We start from the raw sequence: 26,989 nt of genomic DNA, 5'->3' as shown, positions 1-26,989 counted from the left end.
AACAGTACGGTTAATCTAAACGATCTATGCTTGGCCGGCTGTCCGAATACTGCTGCAAACATAATGGCCAGATATTAGCCAATCATTAACATAAGTTTAAATAAACTGCACCTATCGCAAAAATCATCCTATAAAAATTAAATACCCGCGGTTATGGAATTTTGAATTTTCCTGCATCACTAGAAAAATAAAAGCTAATTGTGCCGCGAACCATCGATGTATTCACGGACCTCATTTACTAAACATAGAAAGATGAAAAAGATCATAATTGCCCTTTTCATAATTTTGGTATTTTCCAATGTGAATACGAAATCTCAGATCAGAACTACACGCGAAATACCCCGTTTAGAAATTATAAACGACAATGGCCAGCAAAACAAGGTGATGTTGGCAGACCTCAAAGTAGATGTCGTCATCTTTGGAAATATAGCCAAAACGACAATGACAATGATCTTCGAAAATAAGACCAATCGCGATCTCGAGGGCGAACTGACATTCCCCATGCCGGAAGGCGTCTCCGTAAGCGGTTATGCCTTAGATATTAATGGGAAATTACGCCAGGCAGTTCCAGTCGATAAAAATAAAGGTACCGAAGTATTTGAAAGTATAGAAACACGTAGGGTCGATCCAGGACTATTGGAAAAAGTCGAAGGAAATAATTTCCGTACCCGCATTTATCCTTTGCCAGCGAATGGTAAACGGACTATTCAGATCAGTTATTCCGAAAATCTAATTACGGAATCCGATCATGCTCGTTACTACCATCTACCCTTAAACTATACGTCCCCCATTGAAAATTTCGTCTTGGATATTCATGTCTTTCAGGATACACATAAGCCAGATTTCACAGAGAAACCAGATGGTTCTCTAGCATTCTCTCAACACAATAACAATTACACAGCTTCTTTACATCAACAACAGTTTAGATCCCAGCGAAATTTAGTCATTCAACTGCCAACAGACAACAGGGAAACATCAGGTCTATTTCAGGCAAATAATGACAATACCTTTTATTTTCTTGCCAATGCAAGCGTCAACTCCGTAAAACCTGCTCAAAAAAAATGGGGGCACAGCATTGGAATTATATGGGACCGTTCGCTCAGTAGTAAAAACAGAGATATTGAAAAGGAACTCGCGCTATTAGATCTCTTCTTTAAAGAAAACCCCAATATGACTGTTGATCTTGGCTTATTGGATATTCAATTTGTAAAAGGGCATACCTTTCAGGTAAGTCAAGGTAATTGGAATGATCTCAAAAACTACCTCAAAGGAATTGATTACGATGGCGGTACAGATTATAGCCAAATAAAGGCAGGTGTAATACAGGCCAGCGATTACCTGCTATTTAGCGATGGCCTTTCCACATTTGGTCAAAGTGAAATTAGCCTTGAAAATCCAGTCTATTGCATCACTTCATCCAATGGATCAGACTATGGTGTCCTAAAACAAATCGCCCAGAAACATATTGGAAAGATGATCAATTTAACCAATACTTCAGTAAATCAAGCGTACAATAATCTAAATACGATAGACCTTATTTACCTGGGGATAAAAGAACAGCATGATTTTGAGGAGGTTTATCCTCAAAAAGGCACCGCAATACAAGCTAATTTTTCTATCGCTGGCTTAGGGAAACGTCCGGGATTGAAGCAGCTCACGCTACTTGTAGGGGATGGACAGCATGCTCCAAAAGAAATTAGCATAGCACTGCAACCAGATCATGGCGAAATTGACCTACAACAGATCTGGGCGCAGAAGAAAATCGAAGCATTGGATCTTCAATACGACAACAATCGTGAGGAAATAGAAACCTTGGGTAAACAATTCGGAATCGTGACGCGAAATACGAGCCTAATTGTACTGGAAACCGTAGAAGATTACATACGTTACGCAATAACACCTCCAGAAGAATTACTCCCGCAATTTAATGCACTCCAAAAAGAACATGCAATCGAACGTGAAGAGCGTGTAGCGAATCTCTTAGATAAGGCCGAAAATAGTGCAGAACAACTGCGCTCCTGGTGGAAAACCGATTTTCAGCAAAAAAAGAAATACCCACAGCGTAATAGATTGATTCCAATTCCCGAACTTGCCGTTGCTGAAGAAATCGCCAACCCAGCGGATCCTATTATACCTATTCCGTCGCGCCCTTCAGCCAGCCCCGTCGCGACAGCACGAGCCGAAGAATTCAGATCATCAGATGCCGCCAGTGAAAAAAGATTGTCGGTTGGCGGCAATTCAAGCACTGCCCATGCAGCAACCAGCGAACTGGCAATGGCGACCTTATCTGATGACGCTCTTCAGGAAACAGTTGTTGTTCAATCCTTAGAAGGACGTGTAGCTGGCATACAAACTGCCAACACCATCGCTAACATACGCGGAAAAATCAGCATCCCCGAAATCAAAGAAGACCAAGCCTATTTGCAGGACCTTATTCAATCCAAAGATCCCTACAAAAGCTATCTTCAACTTCGGAATCAGTACATGGGAACACCAACTTTCTATTTTGATGTTGCAAACTTCTTTTTCAAAAGAGGAGATCGAGACAAAGCCTTACTCATCTTAAGTGCACTCGCAGACTTACAAATTGAAAATATAGATCTGTACAAAACCATCTCCTATAAGTTACGTGAATGGGGAGATTACGACAATGCACTATTCATTACAGCTAAGGTATTAAAATGGCGTCCTATGGATCCACAAAGTCACCGCGATTATGCCCTTGTCTTACAGGACAAAGGTATGTTCAAGGAAGCATTAGAACAATTATATGGGATTTTAACCCAGAGCTACTCCCCGGAAGCTGCCGACCGCGATGACGGTATTGAAGAAACATTGGTTATGGAAATCAATAATCTCATTAAGGCAAACAAATCGGCAGGCTCTACCCTAAGATTGGACAAAAAATTGATTGCAGACCTACCGGTTGACATTCGAGTTGTCATCAACTGGAATTCACAAAACACGGATATCGACCTTTGGGTAACGGATCCAAATCAAGAAAAATGCTTTTATAGTAATCCTGCCACAGCCATTGGAGGAAGACTCAGCAATGACTTTACTGGCGGCTACGGTCCTGAACAATTTTTATTGAAAAAAGCATTGAAGGGAAAATACAAAATTGAAGTTGATTTCTTTAACGATGGTTCCCTGACCCTAGCAGGTCCAGCAGCCGTCATGGCTGAAATCTATACTTACTATAGCAGTGGAAAGCAGGAACGAAAAATTGTTACGATCTATCTGGACCGCAATAAAGAACGCAGTGTAGGGATTGGCGAGTTTTCATTTCAATAGATCAACAGCGACAGCAGATGATCAAAAGTCAAATAAGCCTGTTGAAAATTGAATCTCCGAAACGATGCTGTAGAGTAACACGTATAAATCAAATAAGTCGGGTGCTGTCTAAAAAAGATTGGATAGCACCTGATTCAACTAATGCAATTTACGGATAACCAAATCTTTTTGTCTATTTTCCAATTTGGTCTTTACATAAGGGTAAGTGAATACCGCCCCCAAGACAATACAGGCTCCAAGATAAAAGCCGCCGCTCATGGTCTCCTTCTGTCCAAAGATCAACATCGCCAAGAGAATACCATAAACGGGCTCCAGGTTTGTTGTCAGCGCAACAGTAAAGGCTGACAGCTCTTTCATGACGGCAACACCCATCACATAAGCAACAGCAGTACAAACCACCCCTAACAATAAAAGATAGATTAGATCTTGTTGTCCCAATCGCATTTCGGCATTAAAATCTCCTGTAAATAGCATCAATATGCTGATCCAAAAGCATGCCCCCATCATCTCATAAAACGTAATCAGTGTAGGACTAGATTTCTTAACCATCCGTGCATTGGCAATAGAAAATATACTTGCACAAAATGCACAGCCAAGCCCGGCCAAAAGACCAATAAGGTAATGTGTCTCAAAAGAGAAGATGGTATAAATACCGATAATGATGACCAAACCAACAACAATGTCCAACAGCGCAATGCGCTTTTTATTTATAATAGGTTCCAATATTGCCGTAAACAATGTCACCGAGGAAAGTGTTACTAACGTCACTGAAACTGTAGAAACTTTAATCGAATAGAAAAATAGTACCCAATGCAACCCGACAACCGCTCCAACCATAAAAAATTGGAGAAACTGTTTCCGCGAAACTACTATCGACTGTTTGGTTACCAAAAAATAGATCAACAGCGCGATAGACGCGATTGCAACACGATACCACACTAAATGAAGGGCAGATACGGAGATCAGACTCCCCAAAATCCCGGTAAATCCCCAAATAAGTATGGTTAAATGCAGAATTAGAATATTCCGATTTAATTGAAATTTAGTCATATTCTCTAGAATACATGTGTATAGAAATGATGAGCAATACCTACTATTCCCCTTTAAAAGGCAAGCTCATTGAAGTTATTGAAAACTGAACAAAAATTATTTCGGCGCTTTAATCGCCAAATATATTGCTACCAAAAAGAAAGTAACATTTGGAATCAATACGGCTATCAACGGTGGCAGTCCCCCTTTCAAAGAAAACATAGTTGCAAACTGTATAAAGACGATATACGTAAAACTTAACGCGATACCGATACCCAGACTCAATCCTATACCCCCACGCACTTTCTTGGAGGACAGTGCCACACCCATCAAAGTCAGTACAAAAGCGGAAAATGGATACACATAACGCTTGTATTTCTCAAGCAATAAATCGTTCATCACCCCTGTACCACGGATTTCCTCTTTACGGATCCGAATATTTAATTCGTGTGTATCCATGGCGGTAAACATATTGTCACGTACCTCAAAATCCGAAGGTTTCATATCCAAGGTTGTGTCTTTAACAGTACCTTTATCCATGCGTTCATGTAGTCCATTGATAATACGATTGGTATACCCTTCGATCTTCCATTTTGTTGCCACCGAGTCCCAGGTAATACGGTCAGCCATCATTTTCTCCTTGAGGGTATCCCCTTTAAAAATTTCAAGTACAAAGCCGTATCCTGTTTTGGTTGTATTATCAAAATTGTCTATATACACATAGCTGTTTTTGTCCAATTGCATGTGAGTAGAAACCCTCGAATTATCCTTGGGTGGCTTTACATAGATATTTTCAAAATCAACCTTCATTTTATTCGTATTCGGAATAATAAAAATGTTGAATACCAAAGAAATGGCAAATATCAGGGTTGCAGCGATCATGTAAGGACGAAGCAAACGGTTAAAGCTATACCCTGCGCTTAGAATTGGGACAATCTCAGTTTGGTCCGCCATCTTGGACGTAAAGAAAATTACCGCAATAAAATTGATCAATGGGCAAAGGAAGTTCAGATAAAAAGGAATGAACCCAGCATAATATTCAAAAATAATCTTATCTAGAGGAGCATGATACTTTAAAAAATCATCCAATCGTTCGGACACGTCGAAAACCACCATGACAACAGTAAATATGGCCATAGTGAATAAAAAAGTACTTAGATACTTTTTAATAATGTAACGATCGATTAACGACAGCATTTCCTTTAACTTGAACGAGTTACTCTTATAAACGTTGATCCAATATTTTTACCATTTTGTTTTTCCAATCGTAGAAAGTTCCATCAATGATTCGCTCCCTAGCCTGATTAACCAACCAAAGGTAAAAATGTAAATTATGCAAAGATGCAATTTGTGCTCCAAGAATTTCTTGCGATTTAATCAAATGTCGAAGATAAGCTTTTGAATAAAATTGATCTGCATGCAAATCGCTTTCCACTTCTATTGGCGAAAAATCATCTTTCCACTTCTCATTTTTGATATTGATAATCCCATTTTGTGTGAATAGCATACCATTTCTAGCGTTGCGGGTTGGCATGACACAATCGAACATATCCACCCCTAAGGCAATATTTTCAAGAATATTCACGGGCGTGCCCACCCCCATAAGATAACGTGGCTTGTCATGCGGCAAGATATCGCAGACAACCTCGGTCATCGCGTACATTTCTTCCGCAGGCTCCCCTACCGACAATCCGCCAATCGCATTCCCATCACGATTAAATGAGGCAATAGTCTCTGCAGATTTCATCCTTAAATCTTTATAAACAGAACCTTGAACAATTGGAAATAAAGTTTGATCATAGCCATAAAGCGGATCCGTACTATCAAAACGATCTACACAACGTTTTAGCCAGCGATGTGTCATATCCAAAGAACGACGTGCATAATTATAATCACATGGATAAGGTGTACACTCATCAAATGCCATAATAATATCGGCACCGATAATACGTTGCGTATCCATGACATTTTCTGGTGTAAAGAGATGCTTTGATCCATCAATATGAGAACGAAAGGTAACCCCCTCTTCTTTAATCTTACGTACTTCCGTCAATGAATATACCTGATAACCACCCGAATCGGTCAAAATAGGACCATCCCAACCGTTAAACTTGTGCAATCCACCCGCTTTATTCAATACATTCAATCCTGGTCTTAAATACAAATGATAGGTATTACCCAAAATAATCTGCGCTTCAATATCATTCTTCAATTCATGTTGATGAATTGCTTTCACTGTACCTGCCGTACCAACAGGCATAAAAATAGGTGTTTGAATGGGACCGTGTGCAGTTTCGACAACACCTGCACGTGCTTTAGACAGCTTATCTTGTGCTTGTAGCGTAAATTTCATTAATATTTTTCCTCTGAGACTATTTCTATTTTAAAGGATGATCGACCATGAACATGGCATTATTGACTGTTGGACTAAAAACCATACACCCTTATTTCCAACAACTTGCAGATTAAAAAAGCTTCGTAACTTTCTGTATTGCTGCCCAAGCCCGGATTCATCCCTAGAATACGTTGCAAAAATACTATAAAAAGATTTGCAAACAGGATGTTTCAAAAATAAATTATCATTTTTCAGCTGTAAAAAAGTTGTGGAAAGCACTTATCTTTGTGAGCTATGCTTGACCTTCACGTATTTTTGGCCAATCTCCCCTATATTGCTTTCGGAGTATTGGGCCTTTTTCTATGTATACAATTATACTACATCTTATTTGTATATAGTAAATTGAGCCGTTATCAAATTAAACCAATACAAGAAGGAACGGAATTCCCACCGCTATCCGTAATTATTTGTGCACACAATGAACAGGATAATATCGCCCAATTCCTCCCGGAGATAATGCATCAAGATTATCCTAATTTTGAAGTAATCGTTGTCAATGATTTTTCGACAGACAATACACCTTGGATATTACATGAATTCGAAGCAAAATATCCCAATTTAAAAATTGTCGATATCAAAGAACATATCCGCCTAAAACATGGCAAGAAGTTCGCCGTAAGTATGGGTATCAAGGCTTCAAAACACGAGATACTGGTGTTTACCGATGCAGACTGTGCACCACAATCCAATCAATGGCTTAAAGAAGTCGCAGCTGCTTTCAGACCTGAAACAGAAATTGTGCTCGGCTATTCCCCATATTTTAAGAAAAAAGGGGTATTAAATCTATTGATTCGATTTGAAACCAGTCATACGGCCATGAGTTATTTCTCCTATGCCCTGAAGGGGAATGCTTATATGGGGGTCGGTCGGAATATGGCTTACAAAAAAGATCTCTTCTTTCGAAACAAAGGGTTTGCAGCCCACATGCATATTAAATCGGGCGATGATGATCTCTTTGTCAACCAAAATGCAAATCCGGTCAATGTCAACATCGTACTGTCGGCAGGATCCATTGTCTATTCCGAACCCAAAACGACTTGGAAAAGCTACTACAAACAAAAAGCAAGGCATTCAGGTGCATCTACTATTTATAAAAAACGTCATCAACGCATGCTGGGAACCCAGCTGCTATCCGCATTCCTGTTTTACATAGCAGTCATTGCGACCACAGTTGCTTTCCCAATGTACTGGTATGTGCCTTTGAGTGCCTACCTCCTTCGGCTTATTGCACAATGGATAATATTTAACAACATCTATAAAAAACTAGCAGTAAAGGAACTGATTTGGTGGTTGCCTTTGGTAGACTTCATCTACTATTTCTATATTTGCATCAATGGTATGTTCAGCAGAAAAAAGAAAAAAATAAGCTGGAAATAGTTCACATTTAAAACATCACACTTTGAATCCAACAGTCGATATCATCTATAATTATTTTCCAAAACTGACTGAAAGTCAGAAAGAGCAGTTTGCAAAGCTAGCCGATTTATATACGTTTTGGAATAGCCAAATCAATGTCATATCGCGTAAAGATATTGATAGCCTCTACCTACATCATGTATTACACTCGCTGGGTATCGCCAAATTTGTCCAAGAGTTTACACCTGGAACACAAATTTTGGACGTGGGGACAGGAGGGGGCTTTCCGGGCATCCCAATGGCCATTATGTTTCCAGAAGTCAAATTCCACTTGGTCGATTCGATTGGCAAAAAAATAAAAGTCGTACGGGAAGTTGCAGCCGGATTAGGGCTTAATAATGTCGAAGCGGACCATATCCGTGCCGAACAGCTGGACGACAAATATGACTTTGTGCTATCAAGAGCGGTAACAAGACTCGCTGAATTTACACCTTGGATAAGAAACAAGTTTTCAAAAAAAGATAAAAACGGAATTCCCAATGGCATTCTTTATTTAAAAGGAGGCGATCTCACTGAAGAAATCAAAGAATCCAAACTTAAAGCAGAATTACATCCACTGTCAGATTACTTTAAAGAAGAGTTCTTCGATACAAAATATTTGGTCTATGTACCAATGTAGTTAAAGCTTGGCATTACCCATCGGAAACTGAAGCCGCTTATGGATTATGTCTACAGAATCGAGGTAGTTTCTTAAACACTGATGGATATAAGCGATCTTCTCATAACGATCATTCTCTCGAAACCATTTTAAGGAAGGCTCATAGTATATCCTAAATTTGCGCAACGAATCTCCCGACAACTTACTATACTCCTGCGTTAGCGGATACCATTCTTCCCGGATCAGATCCTGATGGTATTCCTTTTCAAACTGACGCTGGAGCTTCCTTGAATTTCGTCCCTTCCGGCTAAATTTATTATAAAGCTTGTTTAGATTGACAGCAATCCCACCTCGATGGGGAAGGGTAACCATATTTTTAGTATCGCCCCAAAAAAAGATGGATTTATATTCCTCCTTTTTTTCACCCCATTTATCCCCTGCTGATTTGCGTTTGATCGAAACAGTATCCAAACGAAGCGTATCCCGTTTACTTCCTCTTTCCTCAATAGTATCCTGATTATAAGAAACTATTGGATAGGCAAAAATACCCTGCCGATAAAATGAAAAATAGAAACAAAAAAACAATAAAGATAGAAATGCGATCCGCACCATATTTACAATTGATTAACTAAAACTAATCAATTAAAAATAAGGTTAAAAAGTCTTTAACCGCCTTTAACTATCTTTAACTAAAAAAGTTAATACCCTAACTCTCTTTTGATTTCAAGGCCAATGAGATTGATTTCCTCATCCATTCCGAACATCGGTAGTTCTGTCTCTGGATTCAATTTTAACCAGTTGGTATCATTATCTTTAATAATCTTGACGTATTCCGTGCCATCTTTAAAAATAACATAGGTATCCTCTTCCTCAGGGAAGACAGAATAAACTATATCTCCCAATTCAATATCAAAAGGTTCTTTCATTTCCATCGTTAAAATATTTATTATTCGAACAAAGTTACCAATTCCTCTTCGCTCTTTCCAAAATAGACCGATATTTCCTACCATATTAAACCTGGTCCCTACCCCTCTTATCGATATTGCTTAATTGGAACAAAAAATACAGTGCTCCGAGCAATTCTAACAAAAAGTACAGCAGCTACTTATATTTTTCTTATCTTTAAACAAACCCAATTATGAAACTAATTTATCCCATAGCTTTGACGCAAATCAAGGGCATTGGCCCTCGAACGGCACGTAATATCATTGAACAAGGACATAGTCTAGCCGATGTGTTCACCTATTCAAAACGAGAATTGATGCAGCTTCCTGGAATACGGGAGTCAATCGCTGAAGCAATATACAACAAAAGTTATATGCCCGCCTGCGAAAAAGAACTTGCTTTTATCGACAAACATCAGATACAAGCCTTGTGGCTGGAAGACGAAAATTACCCAAACAGACTTCGCCAATGTGAAGATGCTCCGCTTGTTGTCTACTATAAGGGCAACCAGCCGCTAAACAGTTCGAAGATCATTAGTATTGTTGGTACTAGGCATGCAACCCACTATGGCCAGAAAATATGCGAAGATCTGCTGGACGCCATGAATGGATCCAAAGACACCTTGATTGTTAGCGGTCTTGCCTATGGTATAGATGCATTGGCACATCGCAATGCATTAAAGAACAATCTACCTACCATTGCCGTATTAGGACATGGCCTCGATCGAATTTATCCAGCATCTCATCGTGAGCTTGCCGCGAAAATGTTAGACCATGGCGGCTTACTGACAGAATTTACATCCAATACCTTACCCGAACGCGGTAACTTCCCTATGCGCAATCGAATTATAGCTGGGATCGCCGATGTCACCATCGTCGTGGAGGCAGCCATTAAAGGCGGTGCTTTGATCACTGCAGAGCTGGCCAACAGCTACAACCGTGATGTATGTGCTTTTCCAGGTTCCATTTATGAAAAAAGCTCCGAAGGCACCAACTACCTCATCAAAACCAACCGCGCACATATGATTCGAGGACTTCAGGATCTTGAATACCTCATGAATTGGGAAATCACCAAAAAAACTGCGGAGCCACAGCTTAGCCTCCCATTAACATTGACGAAAGATCAGCAACTCCTTTTTACGCTCATTCAACAAAAGGGACAACTCGAATTAGATGAATTGATTGAACTCACAAAATGGCCACAAAGCAAATTGGCATTAATCTTACTGGAACTCGAAATGCAATCATTCATTCATGCCCTGCCTGGCAAAAGATATAAAACCGTTGGAATGGTAGAAGCTCAAAAAAACTGATACACTTTACCCAAAAAGCCAAAGGCCGTTGCTATTATCGCACATATCAAAGTAAGAAGCACGACATGTTACTTCCAATATTCATAAACTAAACCAACAAAACAAACAATTAATGAACGAAAACAACACAAAAAGTATCTGGAAAGTCATCGGCGCATCCTCCATGGGCACACTCATCGAATGGTATGACTTTTTTATCTTTGGGAGCCTATCGATCGTAATTTCCACCAAATTCTTCCCCGCAGAAAATCCAACAGCTGCTTTCCTTTCCACATTAGCCACATTTGCGGCTGGATTTGTCATTCGCCCATTTGGTGCCCTATTTTTTGGCCGACTAGGTGATATCATCGGTCGAAAATATACGTTTATGGTTACCTTAATGCTTATGGGCGGAGCAACATTTCTTATAGGCTGCATTCCAAGCTATGAAAGCATCGGATTTTGGGCTCCCCTGCTCGTTTTGATCCTTCGCCTGTTACAAGGTCTTGCCCTCGGTGGAGAATATGGCGGCGCAGCCACTTACGTGGCCGAGCATGCGCCTATTGGGCAGCGAGGATACTGGACCTCCTGGATACAGACAACAGCGACATTTGGCCTCTTTATATCACTAGTCGTCATCCTACTGACCAAAAGCCTTCTCACCGAATCACAATTTGACATCTGGGGATGGCGGGTTCCTTTCTTACTCTCTTTAGTTATGGTATATGTCTCCTACCTTATTCGTAAAAAAATGAAGGAGTCACCCGAATTTAGCAAAGCTAAAGCAGAAGGTAAAACAAGTACAAATCCTTTAAAAGAAAGTTTCGGCAACCGATACAACCTCAAATTTGTGCTGCTCGCACTATTTGGTGCCGCCATGGGACAAGGTGTTGTTTGGTACACCGGACAGTTCTATTCCATGAGTTTCATGAAAACAGTGATGCACCTACAATCGGATCAGGCAGATACCATTCTTGGGATAGCCCTACTTTTAGGGACACCATTTTTTGTCGTGTTTGGATGGCTCAGTGACAAAATTGGACGAAAGTGGATTATGCTCGGCGGTATGTTACTCGCTGTATTGACCTATCGCCCAATTTATGAATCGATGTACCAACTTTCCAATGCAGCGCACAAAGTCAAACTGAATGAAACAGTCGAAAGTCCGACGGTTACAGAAAAAACAGAAATAAAATCAGTTGTCAAAACACAATATGACGACGGAACCGAAATCAATCGTACTAAAACAATACACCAATCGGGCAAACTAAAAGGCCAGCAAACAGTCACAACAACTGTTCATATTGCCAACTGGAACTACATATGCCTCATTCTCCTCATCTTTATTCAGGTGATTTATATTACCATGGTATACGGTCCCATTGCAGCCTTTCTCGTCGAACTGTTCCCGGTAAAGATCCGCTACACGTCCATGTCTTTGCCTTACCATGTTGGAAACGGAATATTCGGTGGACTCCTACCCGCCGTATCCACTTACCTAACGACCAATGCCGAAGTAGCTCAGACACCACAATTTTATCTTGCGGGACTATGGTATCCGATTATTATCGCAATTGTATGTTTTATCATCGGCAGTATTTATATCAATAACAAATCAACGCCCACTAATCATGAATAATATCAAAAAATTACTTGGCATACTCTGGATTACTTTAGCGCTTTTCACCGCTTATTTTTCCGTTTTTGAACTGGCATTGCCAAAAATCTCCACCGGCCACCAGGAAGATGTAGTATTTGGAATCATTATCCTATGTATCTTAACACCGATTATCTCCATTGGACTTGGCCTATTTGGGTATTATTCGCTATTGGGAGAATATGATCAAAACAAAATGTAAGTGTTTTTAACCACTTCAAAATAAATTATCAGCATGATAATCAATCGCATAAGATAAAATAGCATTTTTTCTTTCCTAAAACTGTTTTTTTTTCTACTTTTGTGACGGGTAAGTCTTCTACGACCAGCTCCCATTGACTCCCCCAGGTTGGGAACAAAGCAAGGGTATTTGGTTGAGCGGTGCGATAGAAGTAGCTTACCCTTTTTTGTGCCCTAATTTTTGGCTGAACTGCCACTCCAAAATTAATTTCAATCTAATAATCAGCTCAATGTCTTATATAGCCCAATGGTGGCCCATAGTCCCATTATGAATAGAAGGCCTGTTAGACAAGGCGTTTTCATCGCGTGGCCTACACATTCAACATAATTATAATTGTATATAAACTCAAATTTATATAAGTTTGTAATCGAATAAGAACTATCGTATGAGTTGGTTTAAAAGAGAAAAAGCTGGTATTAGCACAGCTACCGCTAATAAAAAAGAAGCACCTGATGGCATGTGGAACAAATGTCCCACTTGCAAAAAGCCATTATTGCATCTTGAACAAGTAGAAAATGACTATGTTTGTCAATATTGTGGCCACCATTTAAGAATTGGCTCCAAAGAATATTTTTCAATTTTATTTGACAATAACGAATTTACCGAACTATTTCCCAATCTCAGTTCGGGTGACCCATTAGAATTCTTCGATTCAAAGCCATATCCCGATCGTTTAAAAGAAAGCCAAGCCAAAACAGGCCTTAAAGATGCCTTACGTTCTGGACATGGAAAAATGAATGGCCAAGATATTGTTATCGCCTGTATGGACTTTAGTTTTATCGGCGGATCAATGGGGTCAGTGGTCGGTGAGAAAATAGCACGCTCGATAGATTACTGTATTGCGCATAAAATTCCATTTATGCTCATCTCAAAATCAGGCGGTGCACGCATGATGGAAGCTGCATTTTCATTGATGCAAATGGCTAAAACTTCGGCTAAATTAGCCCTATTGGCCAAAGCAGGCCTTCCGTATATCTGTTTGCTGACAGATCCAACAACGGGGGGAGTTACAGCATCTTATGCCATGTTGGGTGATGTAAATATTGCAGAGCCAGGTGCGTTAATCGGGTTTGCTGGCCCACGTGTCATTAAAGAAACAATAAAAAAGGATCTACCAAAAGGGTTCCAGACTTCAGAATTTGTTCTTGAACATGGATTTTTAGATTTCATTGTCGACCGCAGACAGTTGAAAAACAAGGTAGCTACTTATCTAAAATTAGTCGGATAATTAATCTTCCAGAAGATAAAACAGAAAGCGGTACCAAAAATAGTTTTGGTACCGCTTTTCTCTTTTTAAACACCATCAAATAGTCCTATTCAAAGATATCGCCAAAATGACCATAGCCTTCTCCTGTTTAAATAGTCCGGTTCACCTTCCTTATCATACGCTTCCCGCTCAAAAGAAATATGCAGATAAGCGCCATGAAAATCTTTCAATTGAATAAAGCGAAAGACAAATTCAATAAGATACCATACATAAAAGAAGAGAATACCCAATTCAAGCGCTTGACGCAAATGTATACGTTCATGACGGATCAGATTCTCGTTGCATTTGAAAGAAGTGCTTTTTAAAAAGATAAAGGGATAAATAGTAATTGCATTCGCTCTCCCAAAAGAAAATAAATTTGTCCAAAATTTGCTAACGATAACCATACCTAATACTTTAACCCTTTTCACACGAATCAAACTTATAAAAATTTACGCTTACCCACAATAATTAGCGATTACATATAGATTAGATTACTTTGTTCGCTTTCATTGAGTCACTACATAAGATGATCGCAAAAATTTCTTTTTGAATAGGAATTTTTATTAAGTTTGCTATAGATTAATTGTGAAGATATGCCGTACAAAGAGCGTGAAATAAATAAATTGTATTATACTATGGGAGAAGTTACAGAGATGTTCGAAGTAAACGCCTCCCAAATACGTTTTTATGAGCGTGAGTTTGATATTTTACAACCTAAAAAGAATAAAAAAGGTAATCGCCTTTTTACACAGGAAGATATTGCCAATTTAAAAATTATTTTCAATCTGGTTAAAAACAAAGGTTATACGCTTCAAGGAGCACGCGATTATCTGCGAGACAACAAATCAGAAGCAAAAGAGAACCAACGCGTTATCGATTCACTTGAACGTCTAAAGAGCTTTCTTGTTGAAGTTCGTGATTCCTTATAACAACCCTATTTACTGCAGAAATCCTTTTGTTGAACAGAAGTCCCCAAGAGCATACGGAGCAACACTGTCTAATAGAGCAAAGACGATGCATCTATTTTTCAAAACGTGACATACCAAGATAAACAGCCCACGGTGGATCTTCTGCTGGAAACAAATGGTAGCCGCTTTGTCTAACGCCCATTCAGCTCAATTACCTCAAGATTTTCAATTTTATCCGCATGAATGTCAAATCGCATCAATGTGCGCACTTTATGCCAGCCGTGCTTTCCTGCTGCCCCAGGATTGAGGTGAAGGCATTGTATTTTGGGATCGAACATCACCTTTAAAATGTGTGAGTGTCCTGTGATAAATAACTTCGGAGGATTTTTCATTAATTCCCCCTTAACACGCGCAGCATATTTCCCTGGATAGCCACCAATATGCGTCATAAAAACGTCTACTTCCTCACATCTAAATCTCAAATCTTCAGGAAATTGCAGACGAATATCCTGACCATCAATATTTCCATACACGCCGCGTAATGGTTTAAAAGAAGCCAGCCGGTCTGCAATAACACCTTCACCAAAATCTCCGACATGCCAGATCTCGTCGCAGGCTGCAAAATGAGTAAATACCGCTTCGTCTAGAAAAGAATGTGTATCCGAAAGTAATCCGATTTTTGTCATAACCTAAAAAGCTAAAAAATAAGGGGCCAATACGCTGCGATAAGCTGCTGAATAAATACCCTTCCCTGCGTATATAACAAACTCACGTACAGCAACCGATTCGACAGGCTTCCGTTCAAATGTAATAATCTTACGGATGACGGATCCACCTTCAAAAGAACTTATCTGAACTTCAGCACAACAATAAAGAGCGTGCTCTGCTGAAATCTTCATCAGTATATCTGCCAAAGTAGTAGGAACGATCAGAATTAATTTCCCCTGATTCGATAAGCGTAAAGAAGCGAAATCCAATAATTCAGCAAAAAAATCCAGGTCAGCATGCCGCGCGAGCTTCTTTCGATCGTCAGGATTATGGAGTGAATCGGTATAAAATGGTGGATTCGAAACAATCAAATCATAAGGCTCTGCCATTTCCATACGCTGAAAGGCACAGGCGTGAAGCTTAAGCCGTTCACAGAAAACGGAATGACGAAAATTTTTATCTGCCATCGCAGCAGCTAAAGAGTCCATCTCGACAGCCTCTACCCAACTGTGCGCAAACCGTTGAGCCAACATCAATGCAATGACTCCCGTTCCTGTACCGATATCCAGAATTCGACCTAAAGTCCCCGCTTCCAACAATGAAGCCAATAATACGCCGTCTGTGTTAATCTTCATTGCACAATCAGACTGATCAACCTCAAATTCTTTAAATCGAAATATCGACGCCATAGACCAAAGATAAAACTTTTAAAGCCGTTGGCGCAAACAAACGAATATATCCTGCGATTTATTTACTAATTTAGTCTGCAATAAATCTAGATAAACCATGAGTATCCGCCAGTTTGCTTTTTTCATGTTGATCATCAGTAGCATCCTTTCCACCACACCCGTGCATGCACAGGAAAATTGTGAACGATATACGGTTGAAACCCTTCCTTTGTTGACAAAAGCCTTAAACAACAATGAGTTTGAAAAAATTGTCCCCTTACTGAACACTATACAAGCAAGCTGCGGCATCAACGAATATATACAAAGACTACGCATCCTAATACTCATTATTGAAAAGAAAAATAGCACGACAGCGATCGACCTATACTGGAACAATCAATTTGATAAGAGCCTGCTCCAAAGGCTCGATGCAGCAGATCAAGAAGATTTTACTACCCAATATGAGCAAAATAAAGCAAAATTCCATTTCTATCCATTACGCCATCCACTAGATAACCTTATCAAATTAAGAGCAAAAGCACTACTTGCATCTGATAATTATACATTAAGCGGCCAGGAAACAAATATCCTTCATCTCTTTGCCGATACACAAATTGAAGAAATTCCAGACAAACAAGCCAATACACAAAGTGATGAACAACGATTTCCAACCCCTAAAGGATATAAAGACCGGCATAAGGCCAAACTAGGCTATGTACCTTCCATTGGCGTGATGAGCCCGCTAGGAGGAGGCAACAAAGTGTTCGGTACAAACGTAACGCTCGGATTTATGCTGATGAGCTCCTTAGAAAGGAAATTGATCTTTGAAGGAGGTTTAAAGGTACGCATCAACGCAAACGATCGCGATATCGACTATAATTATGATGGATCAGAAGTAGCAGTCAATTCAACAGCGACCGCTTTTATGGGAGGTGCTGTAGGCTATAAAGTTTTTGACAACGACCAATTCATCCTGATTCCAAAAGCCATACTAGGTATTGATATCACAGATACCGGCATTACAGAGAATACGTATTCTTCAGGCTATTATGATCCGGATGGTTACTATTATGATGGTGGATACACAGAAAATATGGTTACCATCAACAATATTCACCTCGGACTTGGTATTTCCTCACTATTTCGCATGAAAAACCAAAAATACATCGGCTTCGAACTAGGCTATCATTACGCACCGTATGACGCAAGTAGCAAAGTACTGAGCCCCATCCAAGCCAACTACGGAAGCTTAGCACTATGCTTTAGATTTTAAGAAAATGTCGGTAATCCAAAATGAATAAGTCAGTATATGCTTGTACAACCAAGATAGCACGCTACTGTGCTATTCCAATCGAAAAATAAGCCCTATTTTAAGCATTACTCCGAGTATGATAAGAAAGATTAATGCTTTAGCAACCGCTGAATTTCATCCAGTTTCATCAATGCTTCGACCGGAGTCAGCGAGTTAACATCCAAATTATTCAACATATCCCTAATCTTGTTTAGGACAGGATCATCAATCGAAAACATCTGTAACTGATAAGCCTGTTTCTGGATCTTACGCATACTATCCTTAATCTGCTCTCCACCAGTACGCTCCTGCTCCAACCTCTTTAAAATCTGGTTAGCGCGATTGAGCAATTTTTGCGGCATCCCTGCCAACTTGGCTACATGTATACCAAAACTATGTTCTGAACCTCCCGGCACAAGTTTCCGCAAGAAAATAACTTTATTATTGACCTCCTTTACAGTGACGTTATAGTTCTTGATACGATCCAAAGAAGTTGTCAGTTCATTCAATTCATGGTAGTGAGTCGCAAATAGTGTTTTTGCTTTGGCAGCCGGGTGATTATGCAAAAATTCCGCAATGGCCCAAGCAATAGAAATTCCATCATATGTACTTGTACCACGGCCAATTTCGTCCAAAAGAATAAGACTGCGGTCCGATAGATTGTTCATGATACTCGCAGTTTCGTTCATCTCGACCATGAAAGTAGATTCTCCAGAAGAAAGATTATCCGATGCTCCGACACGAGTAAAAATTTTGTCAACCAATCCAATTTTAGCCTCTTTGGCAGGAACAAAACAGCCTATTTGTGCCATGAGTACAATCAATCCAGTCTGACGAAGCAGCGCTGATTTACCCGCCATATTAGGCCCCGTAATGATAATTATCTGTTGTGTCTTCGGATCTAAAAACGTATCATTCGTGATATAATCTTCGCCCACCGGTAGATTTTTTTCGATAACAGGGTGTCTTCCACCTTTTATATCTAAAATCTTGCTCTCACTAACTTCTGGTTTCACATAATAATTCTTCTCCGCCACAACAGCAAAGTTGAGTAGTACATCCAGCTTAGCAATCAACTGTGCGTCCAGCTGAATAGGTTTAATGTATTCGGCGATCGAAATCAACAGCTCAGCATACAACCTACTCTCTAAAGCCTGAATCTTTTCTTCGGCTCCAAGAATCTGTTCTTCATATTCTTTAAGTTCCTCCGTAATATAACGCTCGGCATTGACCAAGGTCTGCTTACGTATCCAAGTAGTTGGAACTTTGTCTTTATGTGTATTAGTAACCTCCAGGTAATAGCCGAACACATTGTTAAACGCTATTTTTAAGGAAGGAATACCCGTGATTTCAGCTTCCCTTTTTTGGATTTCCAGCAAATAATCCTTTCCTCCAAAGGCAATTTTACGCAATCGATCCAGTTCCGCATCAACCCCATCCGCAATTACACTTCCTTTATTGATGGCAACAGGTGGTTCTGCCTGAATCTGCAGCTCAATTTGCTCACGGATAGCAGTACAGGCATCCAATTGTCCCGAAATCGTACGCAGTGCATTTGCATCTTTGCGATCTGTAAGTTCTTTCAACTTCTCTATAGCAAATAACGCACGCTTCAACTGCACGATTTCCCTTGGATTCGCTTTCTGAAGCCCGATCTTTGAGATTAAGCGTTCCAGATCGCCTACTTGCTTGATCTGGCTAATCAACTCATCCCTTAGATCGCGGTTAGCGAAAAAGAAATCCACAACATTCAATCGCTCCTGAATACTCTTTTTATCTTTCAAGGGCATTACAATCCAGCGCTTAAGCAAGCGCGCTCCCATTGGACTAGATGTATGATCCAATACATCCGATAACGTGACTGCATTTTCATTCATCGAGCCGATTAATTCCAGATTGCGAATCGTAAAACGGTCCAGCCACATGTAACGGTCTTCTTCGATGCGGGCAAGCGTAGAGATATGCTGCAAGTTACGGTGCTCGGTCTCATTGAGGTAATGTAAAGCCACACCAGCGGCAACAATACCCGTAGACATACGGTCAACTCCAAATCCTTTCATCGATGAAACTTCAAAATGTTTCAATAATGTTTCAGTGGCATAGTCGCCCGTGTAAGGCCATTCATCTAGAAAATAGGTGTAATACTGAGCTCCAAATTGCTCGATAAAATCCTTGCTCTGTTTTTTGGAGAGAATAATTTCTGTCGGTTTAAACCCTTGAAGCAATTTATCGATATAAGCGACGCTTCCCTGAGCAACTAAGAATTCACCTGTTGAAATATCCAGAAAAGAAATTCCAATCCGTTCTTTTTCGATAAAAATTGATGCCAAGTAATTATTGGACTTCTGTTGAACAATGTTGTCATTGTAAGAAACACCAGGGGTTACCAGCTCTGTCACGCCACGCTTAACTATTGTTTTCGTAGCTTTCGGATCCTCCAGTTGATCGCAAATAGCCACCCTTTGACCAGCACGCACCAGTTTCGGAAGATAAGTTTCCAACGAATGATGCGGAAAACCAGCCAATGCCGTTTCCGATTCCGAGCCATTTCCACGCTTCGTCAAAACAATACCCAAAATCTGAGCAGCCTTAATTGCATCCTCACCAAATGTCTCGTAAAAATCGCCAACACGGAACAACAACAACGCTCCAGGATACTTAATCTTGATCGCATTGTACTGTTGCATCAATGGGGTTACTTTCTTTTCTTTTGCCAACTTTTAAACTCAATTTTTATGAAGCGTAAAAATAGGATAATAACATCGCTTTGGCAAACGATACACTCAACTTCTCAACAAAATCATTTCCATTAAACAAGAATATAAGCTAAGTTTGTAAGCGAAAAAAATTAGTCATGGCCATCAAAAGAACTGGTAAACAAAATACGTCCAGCACACAAAAAAACACCTTCAAAAAGAATTCATTTAACCCGTTGAAGTCAATAAAGTCGCCCATACTACGTATTCTCACACGAGTAATTCTCTATTTCATCGGTATTACACTGTTTTGGGTCATTAGCTTACGTTTTATCAACCCTCCAATTACTTGGCTGATGATTCAACGCGGATTCGAACTGAAAGAACAAGGAAAAGGCTTCAAATTGAAAAAAAATTGGTTGGATTACGATGAGCTGTCCGATAACCTCAAGTTAGCCGCTATTGCAGGAGAAGATGCCCATTTTATGACCCACTGGGGTTTTGACTTAAAGGGAATTCAAAATGCCATTAAAAAAAATGCACAAGGCAAAAAACTGCGTGGAGGAAGTACCATTAGCCAACAGGTAGCTAAAAATGTATTTCTATGGCCAGGAAGATCTTGGTTGAGAAAAGGATTCGAAACCTACTTCACCGTACTTATTGAGACCTTTTGGAGTAAGAAAAGAATTCTTGAAGTTTATCTTAATGTGATTGAAATGGGACAAGGGGTCTATGGTGCTGACGCCGCGGCAGCATATTACTTTAGCAAGACAGGGAGCAATCTTTCCAAAAAGCAAGCTGCCCTAATCATAGCGATATTGCCAAATCCCAGAGAATGGGATGCACGCAACCCTTCTACGTATGTCAATAGACGCGCAAATGCAATTGCAAAATACATGCACCATTATACCATTCCTGAGTAAGCGGATAATCATCCCTTTGGCGAAGGCCCTGAAAGTGGCAAAAACGATGCAGTGTATCAAACCACTAAGGGCCATAGTTCAGTACTATGGCCCTTAGTGGTCATTATAATATAAATTATTTAAAAAGTCGCTTATGCCAACTGCTGTGGAAAGGTACGGCCCACGCATTTTCCATTTGATGCTCCTGTGTAATGGTATTATCAAATACTAAAGTATCGTCATTGATGATACCCTCAGCCAACAACTTTTCAAATCCATCACGGTTAACTACAGCGATCCCATGCTCCGACTTGTATGCGAACTGCATACGGTCAAATAATTGAATATTATATTTAGATTCAATGCCTTTTAAAAAGCGCACCGAACTGTCAATCGAGCAACCAGAAGCAGCGGCGATTTCCTCGTCCACTTTAAGAATCACAAAAAGCCCATCACGCAATTCCGCAGAAGCCGAAAGCGGCTTTCCATGCACTTTCCACTGTTCGGCAAAAGCCATCAATTCGTGCGAAATTTGCGTGCTTTCTTCTTGAGACAATATGCGATCAGCCTGATAAATCCAAATACGTTTCATAAATAAACTCCCTTCCTTGCTTAAATTAACCAATATAATATGGAGAAATCATCCAATAAACAATTACTCCTGTAACAGCAACATATAACCACATCGGATAGGTAATTCGAGCTAATTTCTTATGGCGTTCATAAGATCCCGATATACCGCGTACAAATGTAAAAAGTACAAAAGGAATAATGATAATAGAAAGCAGAATATGCGTGATCAGGATGAAAAAATAGATCGGTCTCCAAATGCCCTCACCTCCATACTTTGTTTCGATCGAAGTCATGTGATAGGCAACATACATCGCTAAAAATGCCAAAGAGCAAGCGATGCAGCACTTGATCAAACGTTCGTGCAACGCCTTATTCCCCCTTTTTATTGCCACTACAGCCCAAAAAAGCAATACAGCAGTAATGCCATTTATCGTAGCATAGATCGGAGGTAAAAATGTAAGCGGCTTCACATTATAACCCAATTTCTGCAAATTCACTGTAAAAAGGATAGCGACTACTATTGGAATCACAATAGATAGTAGCCAAATCCACTTACTATACTTTTTCTCTGTGTTGAGACTCTCTCCCATGATATAATTACCTTTTTTGTTCTATAGTAGCTGGATGGTTCCGGATTTCCTCGACCAACAATAATTTAATTTCATCCTCAAGACGATCAACGTCAGTCTTCACATTGATATCGTATATTCCTCTTATCCTACCTTTGGTATCGAGCAACAGATAATTTGATCCGATTATAAATGGCTTGCTACCATCAGGGTTGACAAGCGCATCCTGTAAAAGACTTTCTTTCGCAAATTTAAAGATATCCACAGAAGGCTTCGTCACAAAAAACCAAGATTTGGTCCAGGGCTTGTAAACTTTTACATATTTTGCCAATACCTCCGGTGTATCATAAGTAGTATCAACGGTAATCGAATACAACTTAACCTTCCTATTCTGAATAAATCGATTAGCAATCTGATCAAGTCGCTTAATCATCGTCCTTGATAACGAAGCATCCCTAGAATACATCAGATGCACCACAGAAAGCGTCGTATCATTATCCAATAGATGCACCTTTTTACCATCGTAATTAACAAAATCAACCGAGGGTACGGTATGATAAATTGTGTCCATGATGGCCCGCCCCCATTTTCGATGGGTAGTGCCAGGGACTTCCTTCTTTCCAAAGATTGGCAAAGAAGCATAGCTGTTCGACCCGCTTTTATTCAGTATAAAATATAAAAATCCTGGCAGTAAAAGAATTACGGCCAGGATCAATATAGTTTTAATACCTTTCTTTTGTCCAGTATTATTATCCATTCACTTTATCTATTTATTGGGAAATAATTGATGTTCTTGAAAAACAGAAGCCAAATGCCCCCCTTCAACAAGCATCAAAACAATAAAATAAATAATAAAAATAAAGACAATTCCAACGGTAACGATAAAGCTCGATTTTTCGAATTTTAAGTGCATAAAGAATGCAACGATATAATAAGCTTTAACCAAAGTAAGTACAATGTAAATGGTATTTACCAATGCACCCTTCGCTAAAATTTGCCAATGGTGTACAAAGCCCAATGCAATTAAGAACTCTAGACAAGTAAGCGCTAAAAGCACGCCAAATACTCTCCAAATGGCTTTTTTATCCATCCCACCTTCGTGAGCATGCTCTCCATGAGCGATATTATCTTGATATTGTGACATAGCTATCTAAAATTATTTATTGCGTAATTAGATTAAGTAGAAGAATGTAAAAACAAATACCCATACTAAATCCACAAAGTGCCAATACAAACCTACTTTTTCGATCATGAGGTAAGAACCACGGTTTTCAAATGTATTATTTAATGTCATACATAACACGATGATATTTAAAATAATACCTACTGTAACGTGAAATCCGTGAAAACCAGTAATTGTAAAGAACAAGTTAGCAAATTGTAACGCGGAAGTATAGGAAATATCGTGTGTGAAATAAGGTAATAATGCTGTTTTGATAGCATCACCTTCCAATCCAGTTGCTGGATTTTTACCAAACCAAAAACCCATGTGGTGCAAGTGAGTCCACTCAATAGCCTGACAACCAACGAAACAGATACCACCCAAAATAGTCCACAACATCCATTTAACTACCTCATTCTTTTGGTTACGGTGGCCTGCCTCAACGGCCAACACCATCGTCACCGAAGACATAATTAAAATGAAGGTCATCAAACCGACGAATACCAATGGCTGACCATGCTCCGCAATTCCAGGGATAGATTGGAAGATCTTATCTGGATCAGGCCAGGTTGGATGAGAAAAGCGTTGCGCGCCATAATAAACCAAAAATGCAGAAAATGTGAAGGCATCCCCTACCAAGAAAAACCACATCATGATTTTTCCATACTCTAAGTTCCAAGGTGATTTTCCACCATTCCATGGACCAGTTTTTACCTTATCCAATTGCGATACTGTTGTACTCATTGTTTACTATTATTGATTCAAAAGTAAGAAAACATATATATAAATCCATAAAAGATCGAGAAAATGCCAAAAAATACTGGCAAGATCCATGCGGAAAAGATTGCCGTCTTTAGGAAGTTTGTTAATTCCTATAATCGCGCCAATCAAAACGATCAAACCCGCAATAATATGCGCCAAGTGCATCCATATAAAAACATATACAAACGATTGCGATGCATTGTTATTCACAAAATAAACACCCCTATCGATCAATACATTCCAAGCATGAACTTGCAAGGCAAAAAATACGACTCCCAAAATAAAAGTTGCTATCAAAAACAACCGCTGTTTGGAACGCTCACCATTTTTAGCCGATCTATGCGCTAAAAACATGGTCAGACTACTCACCACAATCACCAGTGTACTATACAAAAGTGCGTTAGGCAACAAGGTCTTAATGCCTTTGTCCACACCACTCGCTGTATATACTATGAAACCACTGGATAACGCGGCAAACATCATGAACATACCCAACATACCCAACCATAGGTTGAACTTTTGGGCTTTTCTCTGTACTAACTTCTCGTCAGTTTGTGCTTGTATATCTAACATTATTTCAACGGAATAAAGTTAAGCAATAATACGAGTTGTGTCACAGGTAGATAGATAAATGAGGTAAACATCACTTTCTTCGCCGAAGGAATATCACAATTCTTAAACAGCAAATAACCATAATAACCAAACATCAATCCACCAATTACCGATACAACCGTAAACCAAATCCCACCAAAGCCAAAATGATACGGTATAAAACCTGCTGGTATCATAAACAATCCTGTTAAAAATACCATAAAGGCTGATATCTTATCACGTTTTGTCGTCGGTAATAAGCGAAAGCCCGCTAATTTATAGTCGTCATCCACCACCCAGGCTATTGCCCAAAAATGCGGAAACTGCCATAAAAACTGAATAGCAAACAATACAAAAGGAATAATAATAATGGCCTCTTCGTTATGTCCACTATAGTAGGCTAAATCATCTTGCGAAAAGGCTGCATAATATCCTATCAACGGAGGAAATGCACCCGGAAACGCACCGACAAACACTGCTATTGGCGATTTTCTTTTTAGAGGTGTATAGATAAACGCGTAAAGAAGAATACAGAATACAGATAGCAAACCCGCTACGAAATTCAATCGAACAAGTACCAAGGTCCCTAATATGCCCATAAAGACACTCAATACCAAAGCTTGTCCAGTTGTCATCCGGCCAGACGGCAAGGGTCTGTCTTCCGTACGTTTCATCAGTTTATCCAAATCTTTTTCAATAATCTCGTTAAAACCATTGGCAGACCCTGTTACCAGAAAACCACCTAACGTCAACAATAACCAGTTGATCCAGACGATATCACCCTGTTGTTTTGATCCGATCAAAAAAGCAATTGAGGCAGAAAATACCACCGTCAACGTAAGCCGCAACTTAACAAGCTTTTTAAAATCTGAAATAAATTCTTTCATAACTAAAAGAGACCTCCTACTATCAGTGTAATTAAACACGTCATTTTAAACATAAACATCCCGATTGCAGTAATTAGTGCCGTTGCTTATTTAACAATAACAACAAGTAAAACTGCGCTCCAAATAAGAGCGTAGCCACCACCAAATGTGTTGTCTGTGCAAAGGCAGGTATTGCAAATCGAGCTAAAATAATTCCTGATAGCATTTGGATACCCACTAGAATTAGTGCAATCAAAGCAAATTTATACTGCTTAGACCCCGAATTAAAACTTGTGCGGACCAAAAAGAATAATACGATTACTAAAATCAAAGAACAATATGCCAACCAGCGATGCAATTCAAACTGCTGGCCGATAGTCGTTATAAAATCAGTTCGGGCTATGGTAGAACCGGTTAACAAATCAACCTCTTCCCGGACACCCGTACCGACAATCACTTGTGTTAGCATCAATAAAATAGAAGCTATAGCAAGTCCTTTTAATATACCCAAAGAACGATTGACCAGTAGGCTTTTGTTTCGTAAAGTAACCGCTTTGAAATAAGTATAAATACTAATGCAAACAATTACAATCGCCAAAAGCATATGCACTGTAATAATCCATGGCATTAAATTGGTCGATACAACAATTGATCCTAACCAGGCCTGAAGGACTACAACAAAAAGATTGATCACTGACCATACAACGATCGAACTTCTTAATTTTAAATAGGTGAAAGAATAAATCGCTGTCAATAACAAACAAAATCCAGAAACAACACCGACCAACCGATTAATATATTCCGTCCAGGTCTTTGCGACATTAAACTCTTCATGTTGCAAAATACTCTTATCGGTACGGAGTTTGTAAGCCATTTCCTTATCCCCGAAAAATTCTACAATCTTCGCGAAACGTTCGTTCTTCTTTGCTCTTCCTTCGATATAATGCTGTTCATATCCTTGAGGTAATTGAGAAATATCTGTGGGAGGAACAATACGGTTAAAACATTTTGGCCAATCTGGGCATCCCATACCTGACCCTGTACTCCGAACCACTCCTCCAGCAACAATGACCAAAAACAACACAATGATCGTTATCAAATTGGTCTTTATAAATCGCTTTTCAGCTGCTGGAAACATAATACTACCCCTACCTCTTAAAAAATACAAACTTCTATAA

General features: G+C 39.5%; 27 protein-coding genes and 1 other RNA gene. 11 read left to right on the top strand and 17 right to left on the bottom strand.

Features of this window, described 5'->3' with window-relative positions:
• Positions 1-252 precede the first annotated feature (252 nt).
• Positions 253-3,294, top strand: a complete 3,042-nt coding sequence (locus tag VXM68_RS08950) for a VIT domain-containing protein (protein WP_367211051.1) — start codon at positions 253-255, stop codon at positions 3,292-3,294.
• Positions 3,295-3,432: 138 nt separating this feature from the next.
• Here VXM68_RS08950 and VXM68_RS08945 read toward each other — a convergent pair whose 3' ends face one another.
• The 3 genes from VXM68_RS08945 to tgt form a co-directional block, all read right to left on the bottom strand.
• Complete coding sequence (locus VXM68_RS08945) at positions 3,433-4,344, bottom strand: EamA family transporter (protein ID WP_293956378.1); 912 nt, start codon at positions 4,342-4,344, stop codon at positions 3,433-3,435.
• 96 nt (positions 4,345-4,440) lie between these two features.
• On the bottom strand, positions 4,441-5,517 hold the full coding sequence (locus tag VXM68_RS08940) for an LptF/LptG family permease (protein ID WP_293956519.1): 1,077 nt from the start codon (positions 5,515-5,517) through the stop codon (positions 4,441-4,443).
• A 28-nt stretch (positions 5,518-5,545) separates the two neighbouring features.
• Positions 5,546-6,676 carry a tRNA guanosine(34) transglycosylase Tgt gene (tgt, locus tag VXM68_RS08935; protein WP_367211050.1) on the bottom strand — a complete coding sequence of 377 codons (1,131 nt, stop codon included), beginning with the start codon at positions 6,674-6,676 and terminating at the stop codon, positions 5,546-5,548.
• Positions 6,677-6,952: 276 nt separating this feature from the next.
• Here tgt and VXM68_RS08930 point away from each other — a divergent pair, with 276 nt between their 5' ends.
• Positions 6,953-8,095, top strand: coding sequence for a glycosyltransferase (locus VXM68_RS08930; RefSeq protein WP_367211049.1), 1,143 nt, complete (start codon positions 6,953-6,955; stop codon positions 8,093-8,095).
• Positions 8,096-8,117: 22 nt separating this feature from the next.
• Positions 8,118-8,753: a 16S rRNA (guanine(527)-N(7))-methyltransferase RsmG gene (gene rsmG, locus VXM68_RS08925; RefSeq protein WP_293956375.1), complete on the top strand. Its 636-nt coding sequence runs from the start codon at positions 8,118-8,120 to the stop codon at positions 8,751-8,753.
• Here the strand turns inward: rsmG and VXM68_RS08920 are convergent, their stop codons facing one another.
• A complete protein-coding gene (locus VXM68_RS08920; RefSeq protein ID WP_367211048.1) occupies positions 8,754-9,344 on the bottom strand; it encodes a hypothetical protein in 591 nt (196 codons plus the stop codon).
• Positions 9,345-9,430: 86 nt separating this feature from the next.
• On the bottom strand, positions 9,431-9,664 hold the full coding sequence (locus VXM68_RS08915; RefSeq protein WP_367211047.1) for a hypothetical protein: 234 nt from the start codon (positions 9,662-9,664) through the stop codon (positions 9,431-9,433).
• Between the two features lie 206 nt (positions 9,665-9,870).
• Here VXM68_RS08915 and dprA point away from each other — a divergent pair, with 206 nt between their 5' ends.
• From dprA to accD, 5 genes are all read left to right on the top strand, one after another.
• On the top strand, positions 9,871-10,989 hold the full coding sequence (gene dprA, locus VXM68_RS08910; RefSeq protein ID WP_367211046.1) for a DNA-processing protein DprA: 1,119 nt from the start codon (positions 9,871-9,873) through the stop codon (positions 10,987-10,989).
• A 112-nt stretch (positions 10,990-11,101) separates the two neighbouring features.
• Positions 11,102-12,607: an MFS transporter gene (locus VXM68_RS08905; protein ID WP_367211045.1), complete on the top strand. Its 1,506-nt coding sequence runs from the start codon at positions 11,102-11,104 to the stop codon at positions 12,605-12,607.
• Positions 12,600-12,827, top strand: a complete 228-nt coding sequence (locus VXM68_RS08900; RefSeq protein ID WP_312331515.1) for a DUF6814 family protein — start codon at positions 12,600-12,602, stop codon at positions 12,825-12,827. Before VXM68_RS08905 ends, VXM68_RS08900 begins: the two co-directional genes overlap by 8 nt.
• 106 nt (positions 12,828-12,933) lie before the next feature.
• Positions 12,934-13,031: signal recognition particle sRNA small type (ffs, locus tag VXM68_RS08895), an RNA gene on the top strand.
• Between the two features lie 220 nt (positions 13,032-13,251).
• On the top strand, positions 13,252-14,094 hold the full coding sequence (gene accD / locus VXM68_RS08890) for an acetyl-CoA carboxylase, carboxyltransferase subunit beta (protein ID WP_209578637.1): 843 nt from the start codon (positions 13,252-13,254) through the stop codon (positions 14,092-14,094).
• Positions 14,095-14,183: 89 nt separating this feature from the next.
• Here accD and VXM68_RS08885 read toward each other — a convergent pair whose 3' ends face one another.
• A complete protein-coding gene (locus VXM68_RS08885; protein ID WP_367211044.1) occupies positions 14,184-14,543 on the bottom strand; it encodes a hypothetical protein in 360 nt (119 codons plus the stop codon).
• Between the two features lie 165 nt (positions 14,544-14,708).
• Here VXM68_RS08885 and VXM68_RS08880 point away from each other — a divergent pair, with 165 nt between their 5' ends.
• Positions 14,709-15,044, top strand: coding sequence for a MerR family transcriptional regulator (locus VXM68_RS08880; protein ID WP_209578639.1), 336 nt, complete (start codon positions 14,709-14,711; stop codon positions 15,042-15,044).
• A gap of 170 nt (positions 15,045-15,214) precedes the next feature.
• On the opposite strand, the gene VXM68_RS08875 is transcribed toward VXM68_RS08880, so the two are convergent.
• Both VXM68_RS08875 and VXM68_RS08870 read right to left on the bottom strand, forming a co-directional pair.
• Positions 15,215-15,709: a metallophosphoesterase family protein gene (locus VXM68_RS08875; protein ID WP_293886085.1), complete on the bottom strand. Its 495-nt coding sequence runs from the start codon at positions 15,707-15,709 to the stop codon at positions 15,215-15,217.
• Between the two features lie 3 nt (positions 15,710-15,712).
• On the bottom strand, positions 15,713-16,420 hold the full coding sequence (locus tag VXM68_RS08870; protein ID WP_367211043.1) for a tRNA1(Val) (adenine(37)-N6)-methyltransferase: 708 nt from the start codon (positions 16,418-16,420) through the stop codon (positions 15,713-15,715).
• Positions 16,421-16,517: 97 nt separating this feature from the next.
• Between VXM68_RS08870 and VXM68_RS08865 the strand changes: the two genes are divergently transcribed.
• Entirely contained in the window at positions 16,518-17,672 is a 1,155-nt protein-coding gene (locus VXM68_RS08865) for a hypothetical protein (protein WP_367211042.1), read from the top strand.
• Between the two features lie 128 nt (positions 17,673-17,800).
• On the opposite strand, the gene mutS is transcribed toward VXM68_RS08865, so the two are convergent.
• On the bottom strand, positions 17,801-20,407 hold the full coding sequence (gene mutS, locus VXM68_RS08860; RefSeq protein WP_367211041.1) for a DNA mismatch repair protein MutS: 2,607 nt from the start codon (positions 20,405-20,407) through the stop codon (positions 17,801-17,803).
• A 137-nt stretch (positions 20,408-20,544) separates the two neighbouring features.
• On the opposite strand from mutS, the gene mtgA reads away from it, so the two are divergent.
• A complete protein-coding gene (gene mtgA / locus VXM68_RS08855; protein WP_312363747.1) occupies positions 20,545-21,309 on the top strand; it encodes a monofunctional biosynthetic peptidoglycan transglycosylase in 765 nt (254 codons plus the stop codon).
• A gap of 115 nt (positions 21,310-21,424) precedes the next feature.
• On the opposite strand, the gene VXM68_RS08850 is transcribed toward mtgA, so the two are convergent.
• From VXM68_RS08850 to VXM68_RS08815, 8 genes are all read right to left on the bottom strand, one after another.
• A complete protein-coding gene (locus VXM68_RS08850; RefSeq protein WP_367211040.1) occupies positions 21,425-21,880 on the bottom strand; it encodes an ABC transporter ATPase in 456 nt (151 codons plus the stop codon).
• A 25-nt stretch (positions 21,881-21,905) separates the two neighbouring features.
• Positions 21,906-22,451, bottom strand: a complete 546-nt coding sequence (locus VXM68_RS08845) for a DUF420 domain-containing protein (RefSeq protein WP_367211039.1) — start codon at positions 22,449-22,451, stop codon at positions 21,906-21,908.
• 7 nt (positions 22,452-22,458) lie between these two features.
• On the bottom strand, positions 22,459-23,187 hold the full coding sequence (locus VXM68_RS08840; RefSeq protein ID WP_367211038.1) for an SCO family protein: 729 nt from the start codon (positions 23,185-23,187) through the stop codon (positions 22,459-22,461).
• A 9-nt stretch (positions 23,188-23,196) separates the two neighbouring features.
• Complete coding sequence (locus VXM68_RS08835; protein ID WP_209578650.1) at positions 23,197-23,574, bottom strand: cytochrome C oxidase subunit IV family protein; 378 nt, start codon at positions 23,572-23,574, stop codon at positions 23,197-23,199.
• A 27-nt stretch (positions 23,575-23,601) separates the two neighbouring features.
• Positions 23,602-24,336, bottom strand: a complete 735-nt coding sequence (locus VXM68_RS08830) for a cytochrome c oxidase subunit 3 (RefSeq protein ID WP_121125511.1) — start codon at positions 24,334-24,336, stop codon at positions 23,602-23,604.
• 9 nt (positions 24,337-24,345) lie between these two features.
• Positions 24,346-24,927, bottom strand: coding sequence for a cytochrome c oxidase subunit 3 (locus tag VXM68_RS08825; protein WP_293956360.1), 582 nt, complete (start codon positions 24,925-24,927; stop codon positions 24,346-24,348).
• Positions 24,927-25,832: a heme o synthase gene (gene cyoE / locus VXM68_RS08820; protein WP_293956358.1), complete on the bottom strand. Its 906-nt coding sequence runs from the start codon at positions 25,830-25,832 to the stop codon at positions 24,927-24,929. Before cyoE ends, VXM68_RS08825 begins: the two co-directional genes overlap by 1 nt.
• Positions 25,833-25,905: 73 nt before the next feature.
• Positions 25,906-26,949 (bottom strand): heme A synthase, encoded by a 1,044-nt coding sequence (locus VXM68_RS08815; RefSeq protein WP_307187640.1) that lies wholly within the window; start codon positions 26,947-26,949, stop codon positions 25,906-25,908.
• Positions 26,950-26,989: the final 40 nt, after the last annotated feature.

This window comes from Sphingobacterium sp. R2 (assembly GCF_040760075.1).
Lineage (GTDB): Bacteria > Bacteroidota > Bacteroidia > Sphingobacteriales > Sphingobacteriaceae > Sphingobacterium.
Note: the sequence above shows the minus strand (reverse complement) of the source record. Positions and strands in the feature narration are given on the sequence as shown.

Excerpts from the sequence above, each read along its gene's own strand:
- VXM68_RS08950 (WP_367211051.1), top strand. The coding sequence starts at position 253 with ATGAAAAAGATCATAATTGCCCTTTTCATAATTTTGGTATTTTCCAAT.
- VXM68_RS08945 (WP_293956378.1), bottom strand. The coding sequence starts at position 4,344 with ATGACTAAATTTCAATTAAATCGGAATATTCTAATTCTGCATTTAACC.
- tgt (WP_367211050.1), bottom strand. The coding sequence starts at position 6,676 with ATGAAATTTACGCTACAAGCACAAGATAAGCTGTCTAAAGCACGTGCA.
- VXM68_RS08930 (WP_367211049.1), top strand. The coding sequence starts at position 6,953 with ATGCTTGACCTTCACGTATTTTTGGCCAATCTCCCCTATATTGCTTTC.
- VXM68_RS08920 (WP_367211048.1), bottom strand. The coding sequence starts at position 9,344 with ATGGTGCGGATCGCATTTCTATCTTTATTGTTTTTTTGTTTCTATTTT.
- VXM68_RS08915 (WP_367211047.1), bottom strand. The coding sequence starts at position 9,664 with ATGGAAATGAAAGAACCTTTTGATATTGAATTGGGAGATATAGTTTAT.
- dprA (WP_367211046.1), top strand. The coding sequence starts at position 9,871 with ATGAAACTAATTTATCCCATAGCTTTGACGCAAATCAAGGGCATTGGC.
- VXM68_RS08905 (WP_367211045.1), top strand. The coding sequence starts at position 11,102 with ATGAACGAAAACAACACAAAAAGTATCTGGAAAGTCATCGGCGCATCC.
- VXM68_RS08900 (WP_312331515.1), top strand. The coding sequence starts at position 12,600 with ATGAATAATATCAAAAAATTACTTGGCATACTCTGGATTACTTTAGCG.
- accD (WP_209578637.1), top strand. The coding sequence starts at position 13,252 with ATGAGTTGGTTTAAAAGAGAAAAAGCTGGTATTAGCACAGCTACCGCT.
- VXM68_RS08880 (WP_209578639.1), top strand. The coding sequence starts at position 14,709 with ATGCCGTACAAAGAGCGTGAAATAAATAAATTGTATTATACTATGGGA.
- VXM68_RS08875 (WP_293886085.1), bottom strand. The coding sequence starts at position 15,709 with ATGACAAAAATCGGATTACTTTCGGATACACATTCTTTTCTAGACGAA.
- VXM68_RS08870 (WP_367211043.1), bottom strand. The coding sequence starts at position 16,420 with ATGGCGTCGATATTTCGATTTAAAGAATTTGAGGTTGATCAGTCTGAT.
- VXM68_RS08865 (WP_367211042.1), top strand. The coding sequence starts at position 16,518 with ATGAGTATCCGCCAGTTTGCTTTTTTCATGTTGATCATCAGTAGCATC.
- mtgA (WP_312363747.1), top strand. The coding sequence starts at position 20,545 with ATGGCCATCAAAAGAACTGGTAAACAAAATACGTCCAGCACACAAAAA.
- VXM68_RS08850 (WP_367211040.1), bottom strand. The coding sequence starts at position 21,880 with ATGAAACGTATTTGGATTTATCAGGCTGATCGCATATTGTCTCAAGAA.
- VXM68_RS08845 (WP_367211039.1), bottom strand. The coding sequence starts at position 22,451 with ATGGGAGAGAGTCTCAACACAGAGAAAAAGTATAGTAAGTGGATTTGG.
- VXM68_RS08840 (WP_367211038.1), bottom strand. The coding sequence starts at position 23,187 with ATGGATAATAATACTGGACAAAAGAAAGGTATTAAAACTATATTGATC.
- VXM68_RS08835 (WP_209578650.1), bottom strand. The coding sequence starts at position 23,574 with ATGTCACAATATCAAGATAATATCGCTCATGGAGAGCATGCTCACGAA.
- VXM68_RS08830 (WP_121125511.1), bottom strand. The coding sequence starts at position 24,336 with ATGAGTACAACAGTATCGCAATTGGATAAGGTAAAAACTGGTCCATGG.
- VXM68_RS08825 (WP_293956360.1), bottom strand. The coding sequence starts at position 24,927 with ATGTTAGATATACAAGCACAAACTGACGAGAAGTTAGTACAGAGAAAA.
- cyoE (WP_293956358.1), bottom strand. The coding sequence starts at position 25,832 with ATGAAAGAATTTATTTCAGATTTTAAAAAGCTTGTTAAGTTGCGGCTT.
- VXM68_RS08815 (WP_307187640.1), bottom strand. The coding sequence starts at position 26,949 with ATGTTTCCAGCAGCTGAAAAGCGATTTATAAAGACCAATTTGATAACG.